12 protein-coding genes are annotated in these 13,338 nt (G+C 71.8%); 8 read left to right on the top strand and 4 right to left on the bottom strand.

Annotated features, from left to right (window positions below; genetic code table 11):
- Window positions 1-88: 88 nt before the first annotated feature.
- Together MUG78_RS04990 and trmB are read right to left on the bottom strand one after the other, a co-directional pair.
- The gene (locus tag MUG78_RS04990; protein ID WP_246992768.1) at window positions 89-721 is read right to left on the bottom strand and encodes an NYN domain-containing protein; all 633 of its coding nucleotides are present in this window, start codon (window positions 719-721) and stop codon (window positions 89-91) included.
- Window positions 718-1,494, bottom strand: coding sequence for a tRNA (guanosine(46)-N7)-methyltransferase TrmB (gene trmB, locus MUG78_RS04985; protein ID WP_246992766.1), 777 nt, complete (start codon window positions 1,492-1,494; stop codon window positions 718-720). The genes MUG78_RS04990 and trmB overlap by 4 nt, the downstream gene beginning before the upstream one ends.
- A 103-nt stretch (window positions 1,495-1,597) precedes the next feature.
- Between trmB and MUG78_RS04980 the strand changes: the two genes are divergently transcribed.
- From MUG78_RS04980 to MUG78_RS04950, 7 genes are all read left to right on the top strand, one after another.
- The gene (locus tag MUG78_RS04980) at window positions 1,598-2,299 is read left to right on the top strand and encodes a hypothetical protein (RefSeq protein WP_246992764.1); all 702 of its coding nucleotides are present in this window, start codon (window positions 1,598-1,600) and stop codon (window positions 2,297-2,299) included.
- Window positions 2,266-3,429, top strand: a complete 1,164-nt coding sequence (locus MUG78_RS04975) for a hypothetical protein (protein ID WP_246992762.1) — start codon at window positions 2,266-2,268, stop codon at window positions 3,427-3,429. The genes MUG78_RS04980 and MUG78_RS04975 overlap by 34 nt, the downstream gene beginning before the upstream one ends.
- Window positions 3,430-3,441: 12 nt before the next feature.
- The gene (locus MUG78_RS04970; RefSeq protein ID WP_246992760.1) at window positions 3,442-3,801 is read left to right on the top strand and encodes a DUF6802 family protein; all 360 of its coding nucleotides are present in this window, start codon (window positions 3,442-3,444) and stop codon (window positions 3,799-3,801) included.
- Between the two features lie 109 nt (window positions 3,802-3,910).
- Window positions 3,911-5,740 carry a phosphoenolpyruvate carboxykinase (GTP) gene (locus MUG78_RS04965; protein ID WP_246992758.1) on the top strand — a complete coding sequence of 610 codons (1,830 nt, stop codon included), beginning with the start codon at window positions 3,911-3,913 and terminating at the stop codon, window positions 5,738-5,740.
- A 127-nt stretch (window positions 5,741-5,867) separates the two neighbouring features.
- Window positions 5,868-6,632: an ABC transporter ATP-binding protein gene (locus MUG78_RS04960; protein ID WP_246992756.1), complete on the top strand. Its 765-nt coding sequence runs from the start codon at window positions 5,868-5,870 to the stop codon at window positions 6,630-6,632.
- A gap of 3 nt (window positions 6,633-6,635) precedes the next feature.
- Window positions 6,636-9,203 (top strand): ABC transporter permease, encoded by a 2,568-nt coding sequence (locus tag MUG78_RS04955; RefSeq protein ID WP_246992754.1) that lies wholly within the window; start codon window positions 6,636-6,638, stop codon window positions 9,201-9,203.
- A 7-nt stretch (window positions 9,204-9,210) separates the two neighbouring features.
- Window positions 9,211-9,720, top strand: coding sequence for a hypothetical protein (locus MUG78_RS04950; RefSeq protein WP_246992752.1), 510 nt, complete (start codon window positions 9,211-9,213; stop codon window positions 9,718-9,720).
- Here MUG78_RS04950 and MUG78_RS04945 read toward each other — a convergent pair.
- The gene (locus MUG78_RS04945; RefSeq protein WP_246992750.1) at window positions 9,717-10,463 is read right to left on the bottom strand and encodes a class I SAM-dependent methyltransferase; all 747 of its coding nucleotides are present in this window, start codon (window positions 10,461-10,463) and stop codon (window positions 9,717-9,719) included. The genes MUG78_RS04950 and MUG78_RS04945 overlap by 4 nt on opposite strands.
- Before the next feature lie 29 nt (window positions 10,464-10,492).
- Here MUG78_RS04945 and MUG78_RS04940 point away from each other — a divergent pair, with 29 nt between their 5' ends.
- Window positions 10,493-11,692, top strand: coding sequence for a glycosyltransferase family 4 protein (locus tag MUG78_RS04940; protein ID WP_246992748.1), 1,200 nt, complete (start codon window positions 10,493-10,495; stop codon window positions 11,690-11,692).
- Here the strand turns inward: MUG78_RS04940 and MUG78_RS04935 are convergent.
- A complete protein-coding gene (locus MUG78_RS04935; protein WP_246992746.1) occupies window positions 11,646-13,328 on the bottom strand; it encodes an MmpA family trehalose lipid delivery protein in 1,683 nt (560 codons plus the stop codon). The genes MUG78_RS04940 and MUG78_RS04935 overlap by 47 nt on opposite strands.
- Between the last annotated feature and the right edge of the window lie 10 nt (window positions 13,329-13,338).

Raw genomic sequence — 13,338 nt, 5'->3', positions numbered from 1 at the left:
CCAGGTCGGCCTGAGAGAACCCAGCAGGTCCCTCGGGGCCAGCCCGATCATTTGCTCGGGCGGAGCCCGAACGTCTATTCGGTCAGCGCTACTTGAGCAGGGTCGACAGCGACCGGAACGGGATGAGCCACGCACCGTCGTCGGGCAGTGCATCCAGGCTGATGCGGGGCAGCGGCTCGCGGAAGACGGCCGGGATGTCCTCGAGATCGATGAACTCGAGTTCGGTGGCGGTGGTCGCCCACGCGGCGTGTTCGCGGAAGCCGATCACGGTGACCGGGATACCCTGGCGGGCCAGGTCGAGCAGCGGCTCGCGGAAGGCCTGACCGTCGGCGGAGGCGACGAAGACGCCGGCCAGGCCGGTGGTGTGCTCCCGCAGCGCGATGTGGTCGAGCATGTCCTGGTCGACGTCGCTGTCGTCGGTCAGCTTGGGCTTGGCGAAGACCGCGTAACCGACGTTGCGCAGGGCGTCGACCCAGGGGCGCACCACTTCGGCGCTGCCCGGGACGATGTTGGTGAAGACGGTGGCTTCGGGCTCGATCAGTTCGTCGTGGCCCTCGGCGATGTCGGCGGTGCGGCCCAGCAGCCAGCGGCCGAGTGCATCGAACCGGGGGCGGTGGGCCGCGGTGGGGCGTCCGCCGAGGATCCCGCCGAGACCCATGTCCATGTTGGGGGCGTCCCAGACGAGCAGGACCCGCTTGGTGGTGTCCGGGGTGGTGTTCATGCCTTCACCTGCGGCTTCACGTAGACGAACTCGTTGACGTCGCGGCCCTCGCGCTCGGCGCGGCCCTCGAACTTGGTGGTCGGGCGCTCCAGCAGGATCGGCGAATCGTAGGTCAACGGGATCACGTGCGGCTGTGCCGGATCCTGGGTGGCCAGCAGTTCGGCGATCCACTCGGCGTAGTCGGCGTGGTCGGTGGCGATGTGCAGGATCCCGCCGGGCGCCAGCCGGTCGGCGATCAGGGCGATGGTGCCCGACTGCAGGAACCGGCGCTTGTGGTGCCGCGACTTGGGCCAGGGATCCGGGAAGAACACGCGGACCGCGGCGAGGCTGTTCGACTCGACCAGTTCGGTCAGCACCACGGTGGCGTCGCCGCGCACCATGCGGACGTTGGTGAGGCCGCCGCGGTCGACGAGACCGAGCAGCTGGGCCAGGCCGGGCTGGTAGACCTCGACGGCCACCACGTCGTGGTCGGGTTCCTCGGCGGCCATCGCGGCGGTGGAGATCCCGGTGCCGCTGCCCACCTCGATGATCAGCGGTGCGGTGCGGCCGAACCAGGTCGGCGCGTCCAGCGGCGGTTCGGTCGCGCGGTCGGGACCGGTCCGCAGATCGCGGCCCATCGTCGGCCACAACTGCTCCCAATTGCGCGTCTGACCGGCGGTCAATGAGCCGCGACGGAAGCGGAAACTCGTGACCCGCGGATAGAGGCGCGAGCGGTCGGTGTCGTCCTGCGGCCCGGCGGTGGCATCGGTGTTCACCCGACCATGGTCCCGCATTCGCCCGGCTCGGAGGTATTCGACACCCGGATCGGCGTTGCGGCGGTACCGTCGAAGTCCATCCGTCTTGGGGGAGACGGGCCGGGCCTTGGGGGAGGCACGTATGGATCACGACGGCACGATGGCGTTCTCGATCGCGGTGACCGGGCACGGCGGAACCGGTCGGGACACCGTGGCGGCGGCGCTGTCCGGACACTTCGGCCTTCCGGCCTACGGGCCCGCGGCGCCGCCCGCGCGGCACGCGGCCGCCGACCTGCTGGTACACGTCCTCGGTGCGGTGGTCCGCCCCTGCGACCGGGACTTTCTGCACGGGCAGGTGCGCCCGGTACTCGTGGTGGCGGGCAAGGCCGACCTCCGCGGGCCGCGCGCCGCACCGGCTGCCGGCGTGGCCGCCGAGGACTTGCGGCGGCCGGTGCATCCGGTGTCCGCGCTGCTGGCCACGGTGACCGTCGACGACGCCCTGCTCGCGGACCTGCGGCGCTGGGCCCGCGGGGGGATCGTGCTGCCGTCGCCGCCCGCGGCCTTCGTGGAGACGCCCGACCCGGAGGAACGATGCCGCCGCGCCGCGGCCCTGGATGCGCTGGGCGCCGCCGGCCTGCGGACGGCACTGGCCCACTGCGCGACGGTCCCCGACCGGCGGGATCCTGCCGCCGAACGTGCAGCGCTGACCGATCGGCTGCGGGCCGACAGCGGCTTCGCCGCGCTGGCCGGGCCGCTGCGGGCGGTGACCCCGGCGCTCGACGCGCACCGTACACAGCGGCGGCGCCGCGCGTGGGTCGTGCAGCAGGCGCGGTGGACGCGGTGACCGTGGTGCTGGTGGCCGGGGTCGACCCGGAGCCGCTGGCGGCGGTCCTGCGCGGCGAGCCCGGCATCGGTCAGGTGCGTAGCTGGGCCGTCGTTCCGGTGCGCCCGCGGTGCGACGTCGCCGTGCTGGCGGTGGACCTGACCTGTGCGGTGGGGACCGTCGAGAAGCAGCTGATGGCGCGCCTGCGCGGCACCCCGACGCCGATCGCGCTGGTCGGTGTCGGGGCCGGGCAGGACCGCGCCTGGCCCGCGCGGCTGGCGCAGGCGCGCGCGATCCTCGACCCGGACCGACGGCTGCCGGTGTTCGCCGTCGGCCCCGACGGGGCCGGGGTGGACGCGGTGGCGCGGTGGTGCACGAGCCCGGAGCCGCGCGCCCGGGAGGCGACGGTCCCCGAGCCTGAAGTTCCCGAGGCTGAGGCGCCCAAGGCCGCGGCCGAACCGACGGCGACGGCGCGCACCGAGCGGTTGGCCGGGGCGCGGGTCGGTTTCACGGAGCTGCGCGCGCAGCTGGCCGGGGACGTCCGGGCCGGCGCCCAGGACCTGTCCCAGCGGGCCCGCGCGGCGAGCGGTCGGCTCGGCCCGCGCGAGTCCGAGACGTTCCGATCGTGGCTGCAGACGGCGCTGCTGGCGTACCGGGACCGGATCGACGACGAGCTGGCCGCGGGCGTGGACCACATCCGGGCGACCGCACTGCTCGGCGTGCCGGGGATCGCGCGAGCGCCGCTCGACCGGGGTCGGTCGCTCACCCCGCCGGCGCCGCCGCTCGACCCGGCGCCCGGCCGCCGCTTCGCCGCCGAGGACGCGGTGGTGCTGGCGCTGGGCGCTTCGGCGGGATTGGGTCTGGGCCGCGTGAGCGTGGTGCCGCTGGTGCAGTGGGCCGGGCTCGGCGCCGCGGGCACGGTGTTGACGGTGCTCGCCGGGCTGGCCGTGGCCGCGGGGGTGGTGGCGGTCCGTCGTTCCGGCGCGGTCCGCGCCGCGCGAGCGCAGGCGTGCGCCGAAGCCGTCGCCGCGACCCGCAGCGCGCTCGAGCACGCGGTGGCGGCCGGGCTGGGCACCGCCGAAGCGCAGTTGACCCGCGAGTTGTGGAACCGAACGGGCACCCCGTGCGTCCAACCTTCGAGACAGCAGTAGAAGGAGGAGCACATGGTCGACTGGAATATGGAGGTGGGCGACGGGGAGTTGTCCGGGTTCGGCGCGGTCGACGGCGTCGGTGACCAATCTCTCCCCGCGCCCGACGACGCGCCCCTGGACGGTCATCTGTGGGTCTTCTCCGGGGAGACCGCCTGGGATCTGGGGCCGGCTCGGCTGGACGCCGACGCCGACGGGGTCCCCGACTCGCTGACCAGGGGAGAGGACGGTCAACTCACGGTGTATACGGACACCGACGCGGACGGCCGCGTCGACCGCATCACCGAACTGGATCCGACCGGCGACTACGCGGTGAGCCACCTCGATCCGGAGACCGGGCAGTGGCACGCCGGGACGTTGGGACGGCTCGAATAGCGGCTGGTCCGAGTACCTGTGCCTTCGGTTCTGATCCGGCGGTATCATGAGGGCCACCGTGCGGGCGTGACGGACCGCGCGGAGTTGGCAATAGCGAGGAGACAGCTCAATGACCGCTGCGACCATTCCCGGCTTGGAAGCCGGTAGCGCACCCACGAATCACGCCGGATTGCTGGCCTGGGTTGCGGAGGTCGCCGAGCTCACCCAGCCCGATCGCGTGGTCTGGGTCGCCGGAACCGACGAAGAGTGGGACCGCCTGACCACGCAGTTGGTCGAGGCCGGCACCATCGAAAAGCTGAACGAGGAGCGCAAGCCCAACTCGTACCTGGCCCTCTCCGATCCCGCCGACGTCGCCCGCGTCGAGTCGCGCACCTTCATCTGCAGTAAGACCGCCGAAGATGCCGGCCCCACCAACAACTGGGTGGACCCGGCCGAGATGCGCGCCACCATGACCGAGCTGTACCGCGGTTGCATGCGCGGTCGCACCATGTACGTGATCCCGTTCTGCATGGGCCCGCTCGGCGCTGAAGACCCCAAGCTGGGCGTCGAACTGACCGACTCCGAGTACGTCGTGCTGTCGATGAAGATCATGACCCGCGTCGGCACCCCGGTTCTGGAGCTGCTCGGCGACGACGGTTTCTTCGTCCAGGCGCTGCACTCGGTCGGCGCTCCGCTCGAGCCCGGTCAGCAGGACGTCGCCTGGCCGTGCAACCCGGAGAAGTACATCGCGCACTTCCCCGAGGACCGTGTCATCTGGTCGTACGGTTCCGGCTACGGCGGCAACGCACTGCTGGGCAAGAAGTGCTACGCGCTGCGTATCGCGTCGGCCATGGCCCACGACGAGGGCTGGATGGCCGAGCACATGCTGATCCTGAAGCTGATCAGCCCGGAGGACAAGGTCTACTACATCGCCGCGGCCTTCCCGTCGGCGTGCGGTAAGACCAACCTCGCGATGATCGAGCCGACCCTGCCGGGCTGGCGCGCGGAGACCGTGGGCGACGACATCGCCTGGATGCGTTTCGGCGCCGACGGCCGCCTATACGCGGTGAACCCGGAGTTCGGCTTCTTCGGCGTCGCCCCGGGCACCAGCCACTCGTCGAACCCGACCGCGATGAAGACCATCGAGGCCGGCAACACCATCTACACCAACGTCGCGCGCACCGACGACGGCGACGTGTGGTGGGAGGACATCGACGGTCCGGTGCCGTCGCACCTGATCGACTGGCACGGCGACGACTGGACCCCGGAGTCGGGCACCAAGGCCGCGCACCCCAACTCGCGCTACTGCACCCCGATGAGCCAGTGCCCCACGCTGGCCCCGGAGTGGGACGACCCCAACGGTGTGCCGATCTCGGCGATCCTGTTCGGCGGCCGTCGCAAGACCACCGTTCCGCTGGTCACCCAGGCCCGCGACTGGAAGCACGGCGTCTACATGGGCTCCACCGTGGGTTCCGAGCAGACCGCCGCCGCCGAGGGCAAGGTCGGCGTGGTGCGCCGCGACCCGATGGCCATGCTGCCGTTCCTCGGCTACCACGTCGGTGACTACTTCCAGCACTGGCTGAACCTCGGTGAGCGCGAGGGCGCCCAGCTGCCCGAGGTGTTCTTCGTCAACTGGTTCCGCCGCGGCGACGACGGCCGTTTCCTGTGGCCGGGCTTCGGCGAGAACAGCCGCGTCCTGAAGTGGATGATCGACCGCATCGAGGGCAGCGTCGACGGCGTCGAGACCCCGATCGGCACGGTCGCCGCACCGGGCGAGATCGACCTGACCGGCCTGGACATCGATCCGGCGGATCTGGCCGAGGCGCTCACGGTGGACGTCGACGCCTGGAAGGCCGAGATCCCGTCGATCAACGAGTGGTACGAGTTCGTCGGCGACAAGCTGCCGGCCACCCTGCAGGGTGAACTCGACGCCCTCGTGCAGCGGCTCGACAACGCCTGATCGCTTTCTTCGCGACCCCCGGAACCACTCGGCTCCGGGGGTCGCGTCGTTGTCCGGGACTCTCCCGGGCGAGGATCAGGGGGTCCCCCGATGGCGCGCGGGCCCGCGGTCTGGAACCGTATAGCCCATGACTTCAGCTACAGAGCTCCAGCAGGGACCCGTCGCGGCGAGTGCGCAGCACGTCAGCAAGAAGTACGGCTCGGGGGAGACGGAGGTCCTGGCGCTGCGGGATGTGTCCATCGACTTCTCGGCGGGCCAGTTCACCGCCATCATGGGGCCGTCCGGCTCCGGTAAGTCCACGCTGATGCACTGCCTCGCGGGGCTCGACGACGTGAGTTCCGGGATGGTCCGTATCGGCGACGTCACGCTGGAGGGGCTGTCGGACAAGGCCGTCACCCGGATGCGCCGCGATCGGATCGGCTTCGTCTTTCAGGCGTTCAACCTGGTGCCGACGCTGACCGCCAAGGAGAACATCACCCTGCCGCTGGACATCGCGGGCCGGGATCTCGACCAGGAGTGGTTCGACACCGTGGTGGGCCGGCTGGGACTGTCCGATCGCCTCACGCACCGGCCCAGCGAGCTGTCCGGCGGACAGCAGCAGCGCGTGGCCTGCGCCCGCGCCCTGGTGGGTCGACCGGACATCATCTTCGGCGACGAGCCCACCGGCAACCTCGACTCGCGCTCGTCCGGCGAGGTGCTGTCGATCCTGCGCGCGGCCGTCGACGACCTCGGCCAGACCGTGGTGATCGTGACGCACGATCCGCGCGCGGCGTCGTACGCCGACCGCGTGGTATTCCTGGCCGACGGCCAGCTGGTCCACGAACTGCTGAAGCCGTCGGCCGACGACGTCTTCGCGGTGATGCGCGGCCTGGGCGAGGGCGAGGGGAACTGACCCATGGCTTCCAACGTCATGCGGAAGGTTTCCCTGAGAAGCCTTGCCGCCCATAAGGTTCGCCTGATCCTGACGGTCTTCTCCGTGGTGCTCGGCACGAGTTTCGTGGCGGCCGCGGTGATCTTCACGTCGACCGTCCAGGGCTCGTTCAACGCCATCTTCGACAACGTCGCGCGCGGGGTGGCCGCCGAGGTGACCCCCGCCGACCAGAACAGCCCGGGCGTGCCGCTCGCGCTCGCCGACCGGCTGCGCGCCGATCGCGAGAAGCTCGGGATCGACAAACTGCAGGTCGACTTCTCCGGCTCCGCGACCATCGCCAAGGCCGACGGCTCCGGACTGCAGACCGGCGGCGCGCCGAGCATCGGCTCCACCTACATTCCGCCGGAAGACGCCGTCGACTCGGCCGGCTTCCAGCTGGTCGAGGGTCGCGCGCCGACCGCACCCGGCGAGGTGGTCCTCAACACGACGGCCGCCGAGAAGGCCGACCTGAAGGTCGGATCGAAGACCGTCGTCGCCCTCGGGGCCGGTGTCACGCCGCCCATCGAGGTGACGGTGGTGGGCCTGATCGACATGCCGGCCGCGACCGGCGGCATGGTGAACGTGCAGTTCGAGCGGTCGCAGGCCGAGCAGCTGTTCTCCGACGGCAAGTACGTCGGTTCCATCGACATGTCCGCGGTGGCCGGGGTCAGCGACACCGAGCTGCGGGACCGGGTCGACGCGGTGGTCAACGCCGGCAAGACCGGCGACGACGCGCTCTTCGACGTGCGTACTGGCGAGCAGGTCCGGGAGGACCAGAAGGCCAGCGTCGCCACCTTCCTGAACATCTTCCGGTACATCCTGCTGGCGTTCGCCGCCATCGGTCTGCTGGTCGGCACGTTCATCATCTACAACACCTTCTCGATGATCGTGGCCCAGCGGAACCGGGAGCTCGCGCTGCTGCGGGCCATCGGTGCCAGCCGCACGGACATCTCGCGGTCGGTGCTGCTGGAAGCCGGGATCGTCGGTCTCCTCGGCGGCGTGGTCGGTCTGGGTCTCGGTGTGGGTATCGCCGCGGCCATGCAGGGCTTCACCTCCTCGTCCGGCCTGCCCTCGGACGGGCTGACGGTGGGTTGGCCCGCGGTGGTGTCGGCGATCTTCGTCGGCATCATCGTGACCCTGCTCAGCGCGTGGATTCCGGCGCGCCGTGCCTCCCGGATTCCGCCGGTGGAGGCCATGCGGATGAGCGCGGCCGAGCCGGGGGCCGGTTCGCTGCGCAACCGGACCATCGCGGGCGCGGTGCTCGCGGTGATCGGTATCGCCCTGCTCATCGGCGGGCTCTTCGTCGACGGGGTGGGCGCACTGCTGCTGATCGGCGGCGCCGCGCTGCTGATCATCGTGGCCGTGGTGCTGGGTGCTCCGGCGCTCTCGCAGCCGGTGGTCGGCGGCATCGGACGGGTGCTGCAGATGCCTTTCGGCACGGTCGGCAAACTGGCGCGCACCAACGCGGTGCGCAATCCGCGTCGCAGCGCCGCGACCGCCTTCGCGTTGACCATCGGCCTGGTGCTCGTGGTGATCATCGGCACCCTCGGGGCGTCGTTCAAGAGCGCGATCGACGCCGGCGTGGACCAGCAGCTCCGCGCGGACTTCGTGGTGGCCGGCAGCAACAACGGGCCGATGTCGGCCGCGGTGGGCTCGGCGGTGGAGACCGTGCCGGACGCGCAGACCGTCGTCTCCTTCGACATGGCCTTCGTGAAGCTCGACGACGGCAACACCGTGGTGACCACGCCGGTCGGCGGCCCGTTGAGCGACGTGCTGCAGATCGACATGCTGGAGGGTTCGGAGCAGGTGGAGCCGGATGCGCTGCTGATCAGCGACGGGACGCGCAAGTCCCGCGGCTGGGAGCTCGGCGAAAAGGTCACCTTCACGTCGACCACCGGCGCCGACGTCCCGGTCACGGTGACCGGCATCTATCAGGACAATCCGGCCCTCGGCGAGTGGATCATCGGCAACCGGGCCTTCGACACGCTGTCGCCGAGCAAGAGCCAGCGGATGACGTTCGTGGTGCTGGTCAAGGGCAAGGCGGGCGTCGCCCAGAACGCGCTGCGCGACCAGTTGGAGACCGCGGTCAAGCCCTTCCTCACCGCGCAGGTGCAGGACAAGGAGGAGTTCAAGAACAGCTTCTCGTCGATCATCGACCAGATGCTGGCCACCCTGTACGCCCTCCTCGGCCTGGCGCTGGTGATCGCCGTGCTCGGCATCATCAACACGCTCGCGCTGTCGGTGGTGGAACGACGGCAGGAGATCGGCATGCTGCGCGCGATCGGCATGAGCCGCGCACAGCTGCGTCGCACCATCTACCTGGAGTCGACGTACATCGCGATCTTCGGCGCCCTGCTGGGTGTGATCGTCGGCCTGGCGATCGGGTTGCCGCTGGTGCGTTCGCTGCGCCATTGGGGTCTGGACGCGATCACCGTGCCGTGGCCGCTGATCATCGGCACCCTGGTGGGTGCGGCGGTGGTCGGCGTGATCGCGGCGCTGTGGCCGGCCTTCACGGCGTCGCGCACCAAGCCGCTCGAAGCCATCACCGAGTAGCGCGGCGATGACTCAGAACAGTCCGAACACGTCGTCGAGCCGCACCGTGCTGCTGGTGGTGATCGCGCTGCTGGCGTTGGCGCTGCTGATCGTCGCCGGCTTCCTGGTGTTCCGGTCCGGTGATCGGGCGACGTCGTCGTCGGAGGCCACCGGCAGTTCGTCGACGACGACCTCCGAGGCGCCGTCGTCGTCCGAGGCGTCGACGAGCAGCAAGGCCCCGACGTCGACGCCCGACCGCACCCGCCCGACGGCGGCGCCCGGCTCGGTGACCTACCAGTTCACCGGCTCCGGCAGTGTGGTCGCGGTGGGGTACAAGAGCGCCGACGGCAACCAGGTCGTCGCGGCGGCGGGCGCACCCTGGTCGGTGCGCACCACCGTCCGCGGGGGCTCCGCCGAACTCACCGCGATCGTGGTGAGCGGTACCGTGACCTGCACGATTCTGCACGGTGAGGACCTGTTGGCCTCGTCGACGAGCAGTGGCGGGCCGCTCGCCTGCCGGGCGCAGGTGCCGAGCTAGGTCTTTCTCAGCACCAGCACGAGGTTGGTGGCCGCGACCTCCCGAAGTCCGGGAACGCGGACCACCGGCCAGGCCCAGCGCGGCAGGTAGCGCGGGAAGGCGGCGACCAGGTCGGCGCCGGTCTGCCGTCGCGCCCAGGTGAGTCCGGCCTGCGCGGTGATCGGGAACAGCGAGACCCCGTAGAGGTTCTTCGGGAGTTTGCCGTGGCGGCGCGTGTACCTGCGCGCCGCGCGGTGCCCGCCGAGATAGTGCGTTAGCCCCATCTCGTGGCCGCCGAACGGACCCCACCAGAGCGTGTAGCTGACGATCACGGTGCCGCCGGGCCGGGTGACGCGGACCAGTTCGTCGGCCATCTCCCACGGTCGGTCGGTGTGTTCGGCCACGTTCGACGAGTACGCCACGTCGACCGAACCGGTGCGCAGCGGCAGGTGCTGCCCCTGCGCCCGGATCGCGGTGCGGTGGTCCAGTCCGGCGGCGTGCATCTCCCCGGCGTCCGGCTCCACCGACAGGTAGGCCGCGCCGCGGCGGGTGAACGCGTCGGCGAAGAAACCGGGACCGCCGCCGACGTCGAGCACCGTCGCGCCGGCGAGCTGTGCGGGGTGGCAGGCGGCCACCATCTGCGCGGTGTCTTCGGCGAGCGCCGAGTAGAACCGGTCCGGCTGCGTCTGCTCGTAGCCGAACTCGCGCAGCAGACGGCGCGCGCGGGCCCACGTCGCATAGCGGGCGAAGCCGGTCTCGGGCATGGCGTTCACTCTCGCATACCCTGGATCCGATGAGTGCTCCGACCGAGGTCCTGCTGCTGTGCTGGCGCGACACCGGCCATCCGCAAGGCGGCGGCAGCGAACGCTACCTGCAGCGGGTCGGCGCCCAGCTGGCCGACCGCGGCGCCCACGTCACCTACCTCACCGCCGCCTATCCGGGCGCGCCGCGCGAGGAACGGCTCGACGGCATGCGGGTGCTGCGCACCGGCGGACGGCTGACCGTCTACCTGCGCGTGCTGGCGCTGCTTATCGGTGCACGTCTGGGGCTCGGGCGGCTGGCCGGCTACCGGCCGGACGTGGTGATCGACACCCAGAACGGCGTGCCCTTCTTCGCCCGCCTGGTGGCGGGCGCACCCACCGTGGTGCTGGTGCACCACTGCCACCGCGAGCAGTGGCCGGTGGCCGGTCCGGTGCTGGCGCGCGTGGGTTGGTTCGTCGAGTCGCGGGTGTCGCCGCGCGTGCACCGGCGCAGCCGCTACCTCACCGTCTCCACGCCGTCGGCCGACGAACTGGTGGAACTCGGCGTGGACCGCGAGCGGATCACCGTGGTGCACGGCGGCGTCGATCCGGTGCCCGACGGCGGTACGACCGATTCGGCGACTGCCGATCCCGCGACTGCCGATCCCACGGAGGCCGATCCCGTGGCGGCGGATGCTCGTCCCCGGCTGATCGTGGTGTCCCGGCTGGTGCCGCACAAGCAGGTGGAGCACGCCCTCGACACCGCCGCGGCGCTGCGTGCGCGCGGCGTCGACGTGCACGTGGACGTGGTGGGTTCGGGCTGGTGGTCGCCGGAGCTGCTGGCCCGCACCGCGGACCTGAACCTGACCGACCGAGTCCAGTTCCACGGCCACGTGGACGAGATCGCCAAGCACCGGTTGCTGGCGCGCGCCGACCTGCACCTGATGCCGTCCCGCAAAGAAGGGTGGGGGCTGGCCGTGATCGAGGCGGCCCAGCACGGCGTCCCGACCGTCGGCTACCGCAGCTCCGCCGGACTGGCCGAGTCGATCCTCGACGGACGCACCGGTGTGCTGGTGGACGACGGCTCGACGCAGCTCACCGCCGCGGTGCGGGCCCTGCTCGACGATCCGGCCGAGATCGCGCGGCTCGGGGCGGCGGCACGACACCGCGCCGAGGGCTACTCGTGGGCCGCCACCGCCGACGGCGTCACGACCGTGCTGGCCGCCGCCGTGCGCGAGCACCGAGCGCACTGAGCAGTCCCGCGACCAGGCACAGGAACCAGACGGTGTGGGCCAGACCGGCCAGCACCCACGCCGTGGTGCTCGGCGCACGGAAGGGCACGGCATCGGGCAGCCGGTACGCGGTCAGGTGCTCCCCGGCGAAGGCGAGCTGCGCGCCGGGCGGGGGCGCGAACTCCGCGTGCGGCGGCGTCTCGCGCACGATCCACCCGACGCCGACCAGGTCCTCGGGCCGGCCGGGCGCGGAGCGCGGTGCGGCGTCCACCGCGATGCCGTCGACCAGCAGGGTGTCGTCGACGAGGACGGGGGCGTCGAGCATGCGGGGCAGCGGGGTCAGCGACGGTGCGTTGTTCCACGCGAAGTCACGCATCGGCGACGTCGGGACCAGCAGTACCGCGCGGTGGTCGTCGCCGATCAGCGCCGTCACGCGCGCGTAGTCGTCCGGGTACTCGACGGGGGCGAGCTCACCGCCGACGCCCCACGCGAGGTCGGGCAGGGGCGCGATCACGAGCAAGGCGACGCCGGCCACGGCGACACCGGCCGGCACCCAGCGGCGCAGGGCCCCGACCGCCGCCGCGGCCGCCAGCGCGTAGAACGGTATGGCGAGCGCGAGGAACTTCTGGGTGTCGCGGAGCAGGCCCGCGCCCGGCACGTGGGCGAGCAGGACGTCGACCACCGCGAGGCCGGGACCCGTTGCGGCACAGGCGGTCAGCACCGCCACCGCGACGGCGAGCAGCCCGAGTGCGAGCACCGTGCGCGGTAGTGCGCGGCGCCGGCGCCAGAGCTCCACGCCGCCGATGATCACCACGACCAGCAGGGCGACGGTGGCCACCGCGGCCCACCCGGACGTCCGACTGACCGGGACGGCGTCGGCGTTCCAGATGCCGCCGAGCCCGAGCACCGAGCCGAGGGTGCCGAGCAGGGGTTCGGCGCGCGCGGCGAAGGCGGCGGCGCCGTCGACCGGATCGGTCGCGCCGGTGCTGTAGGTGCTGGCCACCAGCCACGGCAGGGCGGTGACCAGCCAGAGGCCGAGTAGCCCGAGCCAGGCGAGTGGGCGGCGGGCCAGTGCGGTGGCGGCGAGCGCGACCGCCGCGACGACGAGGCCGAGGAGCGAGCCTGTCGGCGTGAACCCGGCGACCGCGAGGAGCCCGGCGAGGACGGCCCAGCGGGCAGGGCGCAAGAGCTCCTGGACCGCGAGGACGATCCAGGGGAGCGCGGCGTAGCCGGTCAGCAGGCTCCAGTGGCCCTGCAGAAGGCGTTCGGCCACAAAGGGATTCCAGATCGCGACCCCGGTCGCCGCCACCGCACCGGCGGTGCCCGCCCACGGCAGCAGTCGCTGCGCCAGCAGACCGGCGCCCAGGCCCGCCGCGAACAGGGCGAGGGCGATCACCGCGGCGACGAGGAAGCCGCCGTCGACGACCTGTGAGGCCACGGCGAGAACACCGTCCTGGGGTACCGCGCGCGGCGGTGCGCCGTCGATCCCCAAGGCGGCCGCGGTCAGCGGGGTGCGCGGAACGGCCACCGCATCGCGGTGCAGCAGGTAGCCGCCGAACAGCGGCGCGCAGATCGCGCCGGTGAGGATCAGGCTGGTGACAGCGGCGGGAAGTGCCGGGCGGACCGGGAGTGCAGCAGAACCACTGCGGTCACTCACCGGTGCGCTC

Source organism: Gordonia alkaliphila (assembly GCF_023017165.1).
In the GTDB taxonomy this organism is placed as follows: Bacteria; Actinomycetota; Actinomycetes; order Mycobacteriales; family Mycobacteriaceae; genus Gordonia; species Gordonia alkaliphila.
The sequence above is the reverse complement of the archived record's forward strand: the minus strand, read 5'-3'. Positions and strand labels throughout refer to the sequence as shown.

Coding starts and splice junctions, on each gene's coding strand:
- MUG78_RS04970 (WP_246992760.1), top strand. CDS start 3,442: ATGGTCGACTGGAATATGGAGGTGGGCGACGGGGAGTTGTCCGGGTTC.
- MUG78_RS04980 (WP_246992764.1), top strand. CDS start 1,598: ATGGATCACGACGGCACGATGGCGTTCTCGATCGCGGTGACCGGGCAC.
- MUG78_RS04950 (WP_246992752.1), top strand. CDS start 9,211: ATGACTCAGAACAGTCCGAACACGTCGTCGAGCCGCACCGTGCTGCTG.
- MUG78_RS04955 (WP_246992754.1), top strand. CDS start 6,636: ATGGCTTCCAACGTCATGCGGAAGGTTTCCCTGAGAAGCCTTGCCGCC.
- trmB (WP_246992766.1), bottom strand. CDS start 1,494: ATGCGGGACCATGGTCGGGTGAACACCGATGCCACCGCCGGGCCGCAG.
- MUG78_RS04945 (WP_246992750.1), bottom strand. CDS start 10,463: ATGCCCGAGACCGGCTTCGCCCGCTATGCGACGTGGGCCCGCGCGCGC.
- MUG78_RS04965 (WP_246992758.1), top strand. CDS start 3,911: ATGACCGCTGCGACCATTCCCGGCTTGGAAGCCGGTAGCGCACCCACG.
- MUG78_RS04940 (WP_246992748.1), top strand. CDS start 10,493: ATGAGTGCTCCGACCGAGGTCCTGCTGCTGTGCTGGCGCGACACCGGC.
- MUG78_RS04960 (WP_246992756.1), top strand. CDS start 5,868: ATGACTTCAGCTACAGAGCTCCAGCAGGGACCCGTCGCGGCGAGTGCG.
- MUG78_RS04990 (WP_246992768.1), bottom strand. CDS start 721: ATGAACACCACCCCGGACACCACCAAGCGGGTCCTGCTCGTCTGGGAC.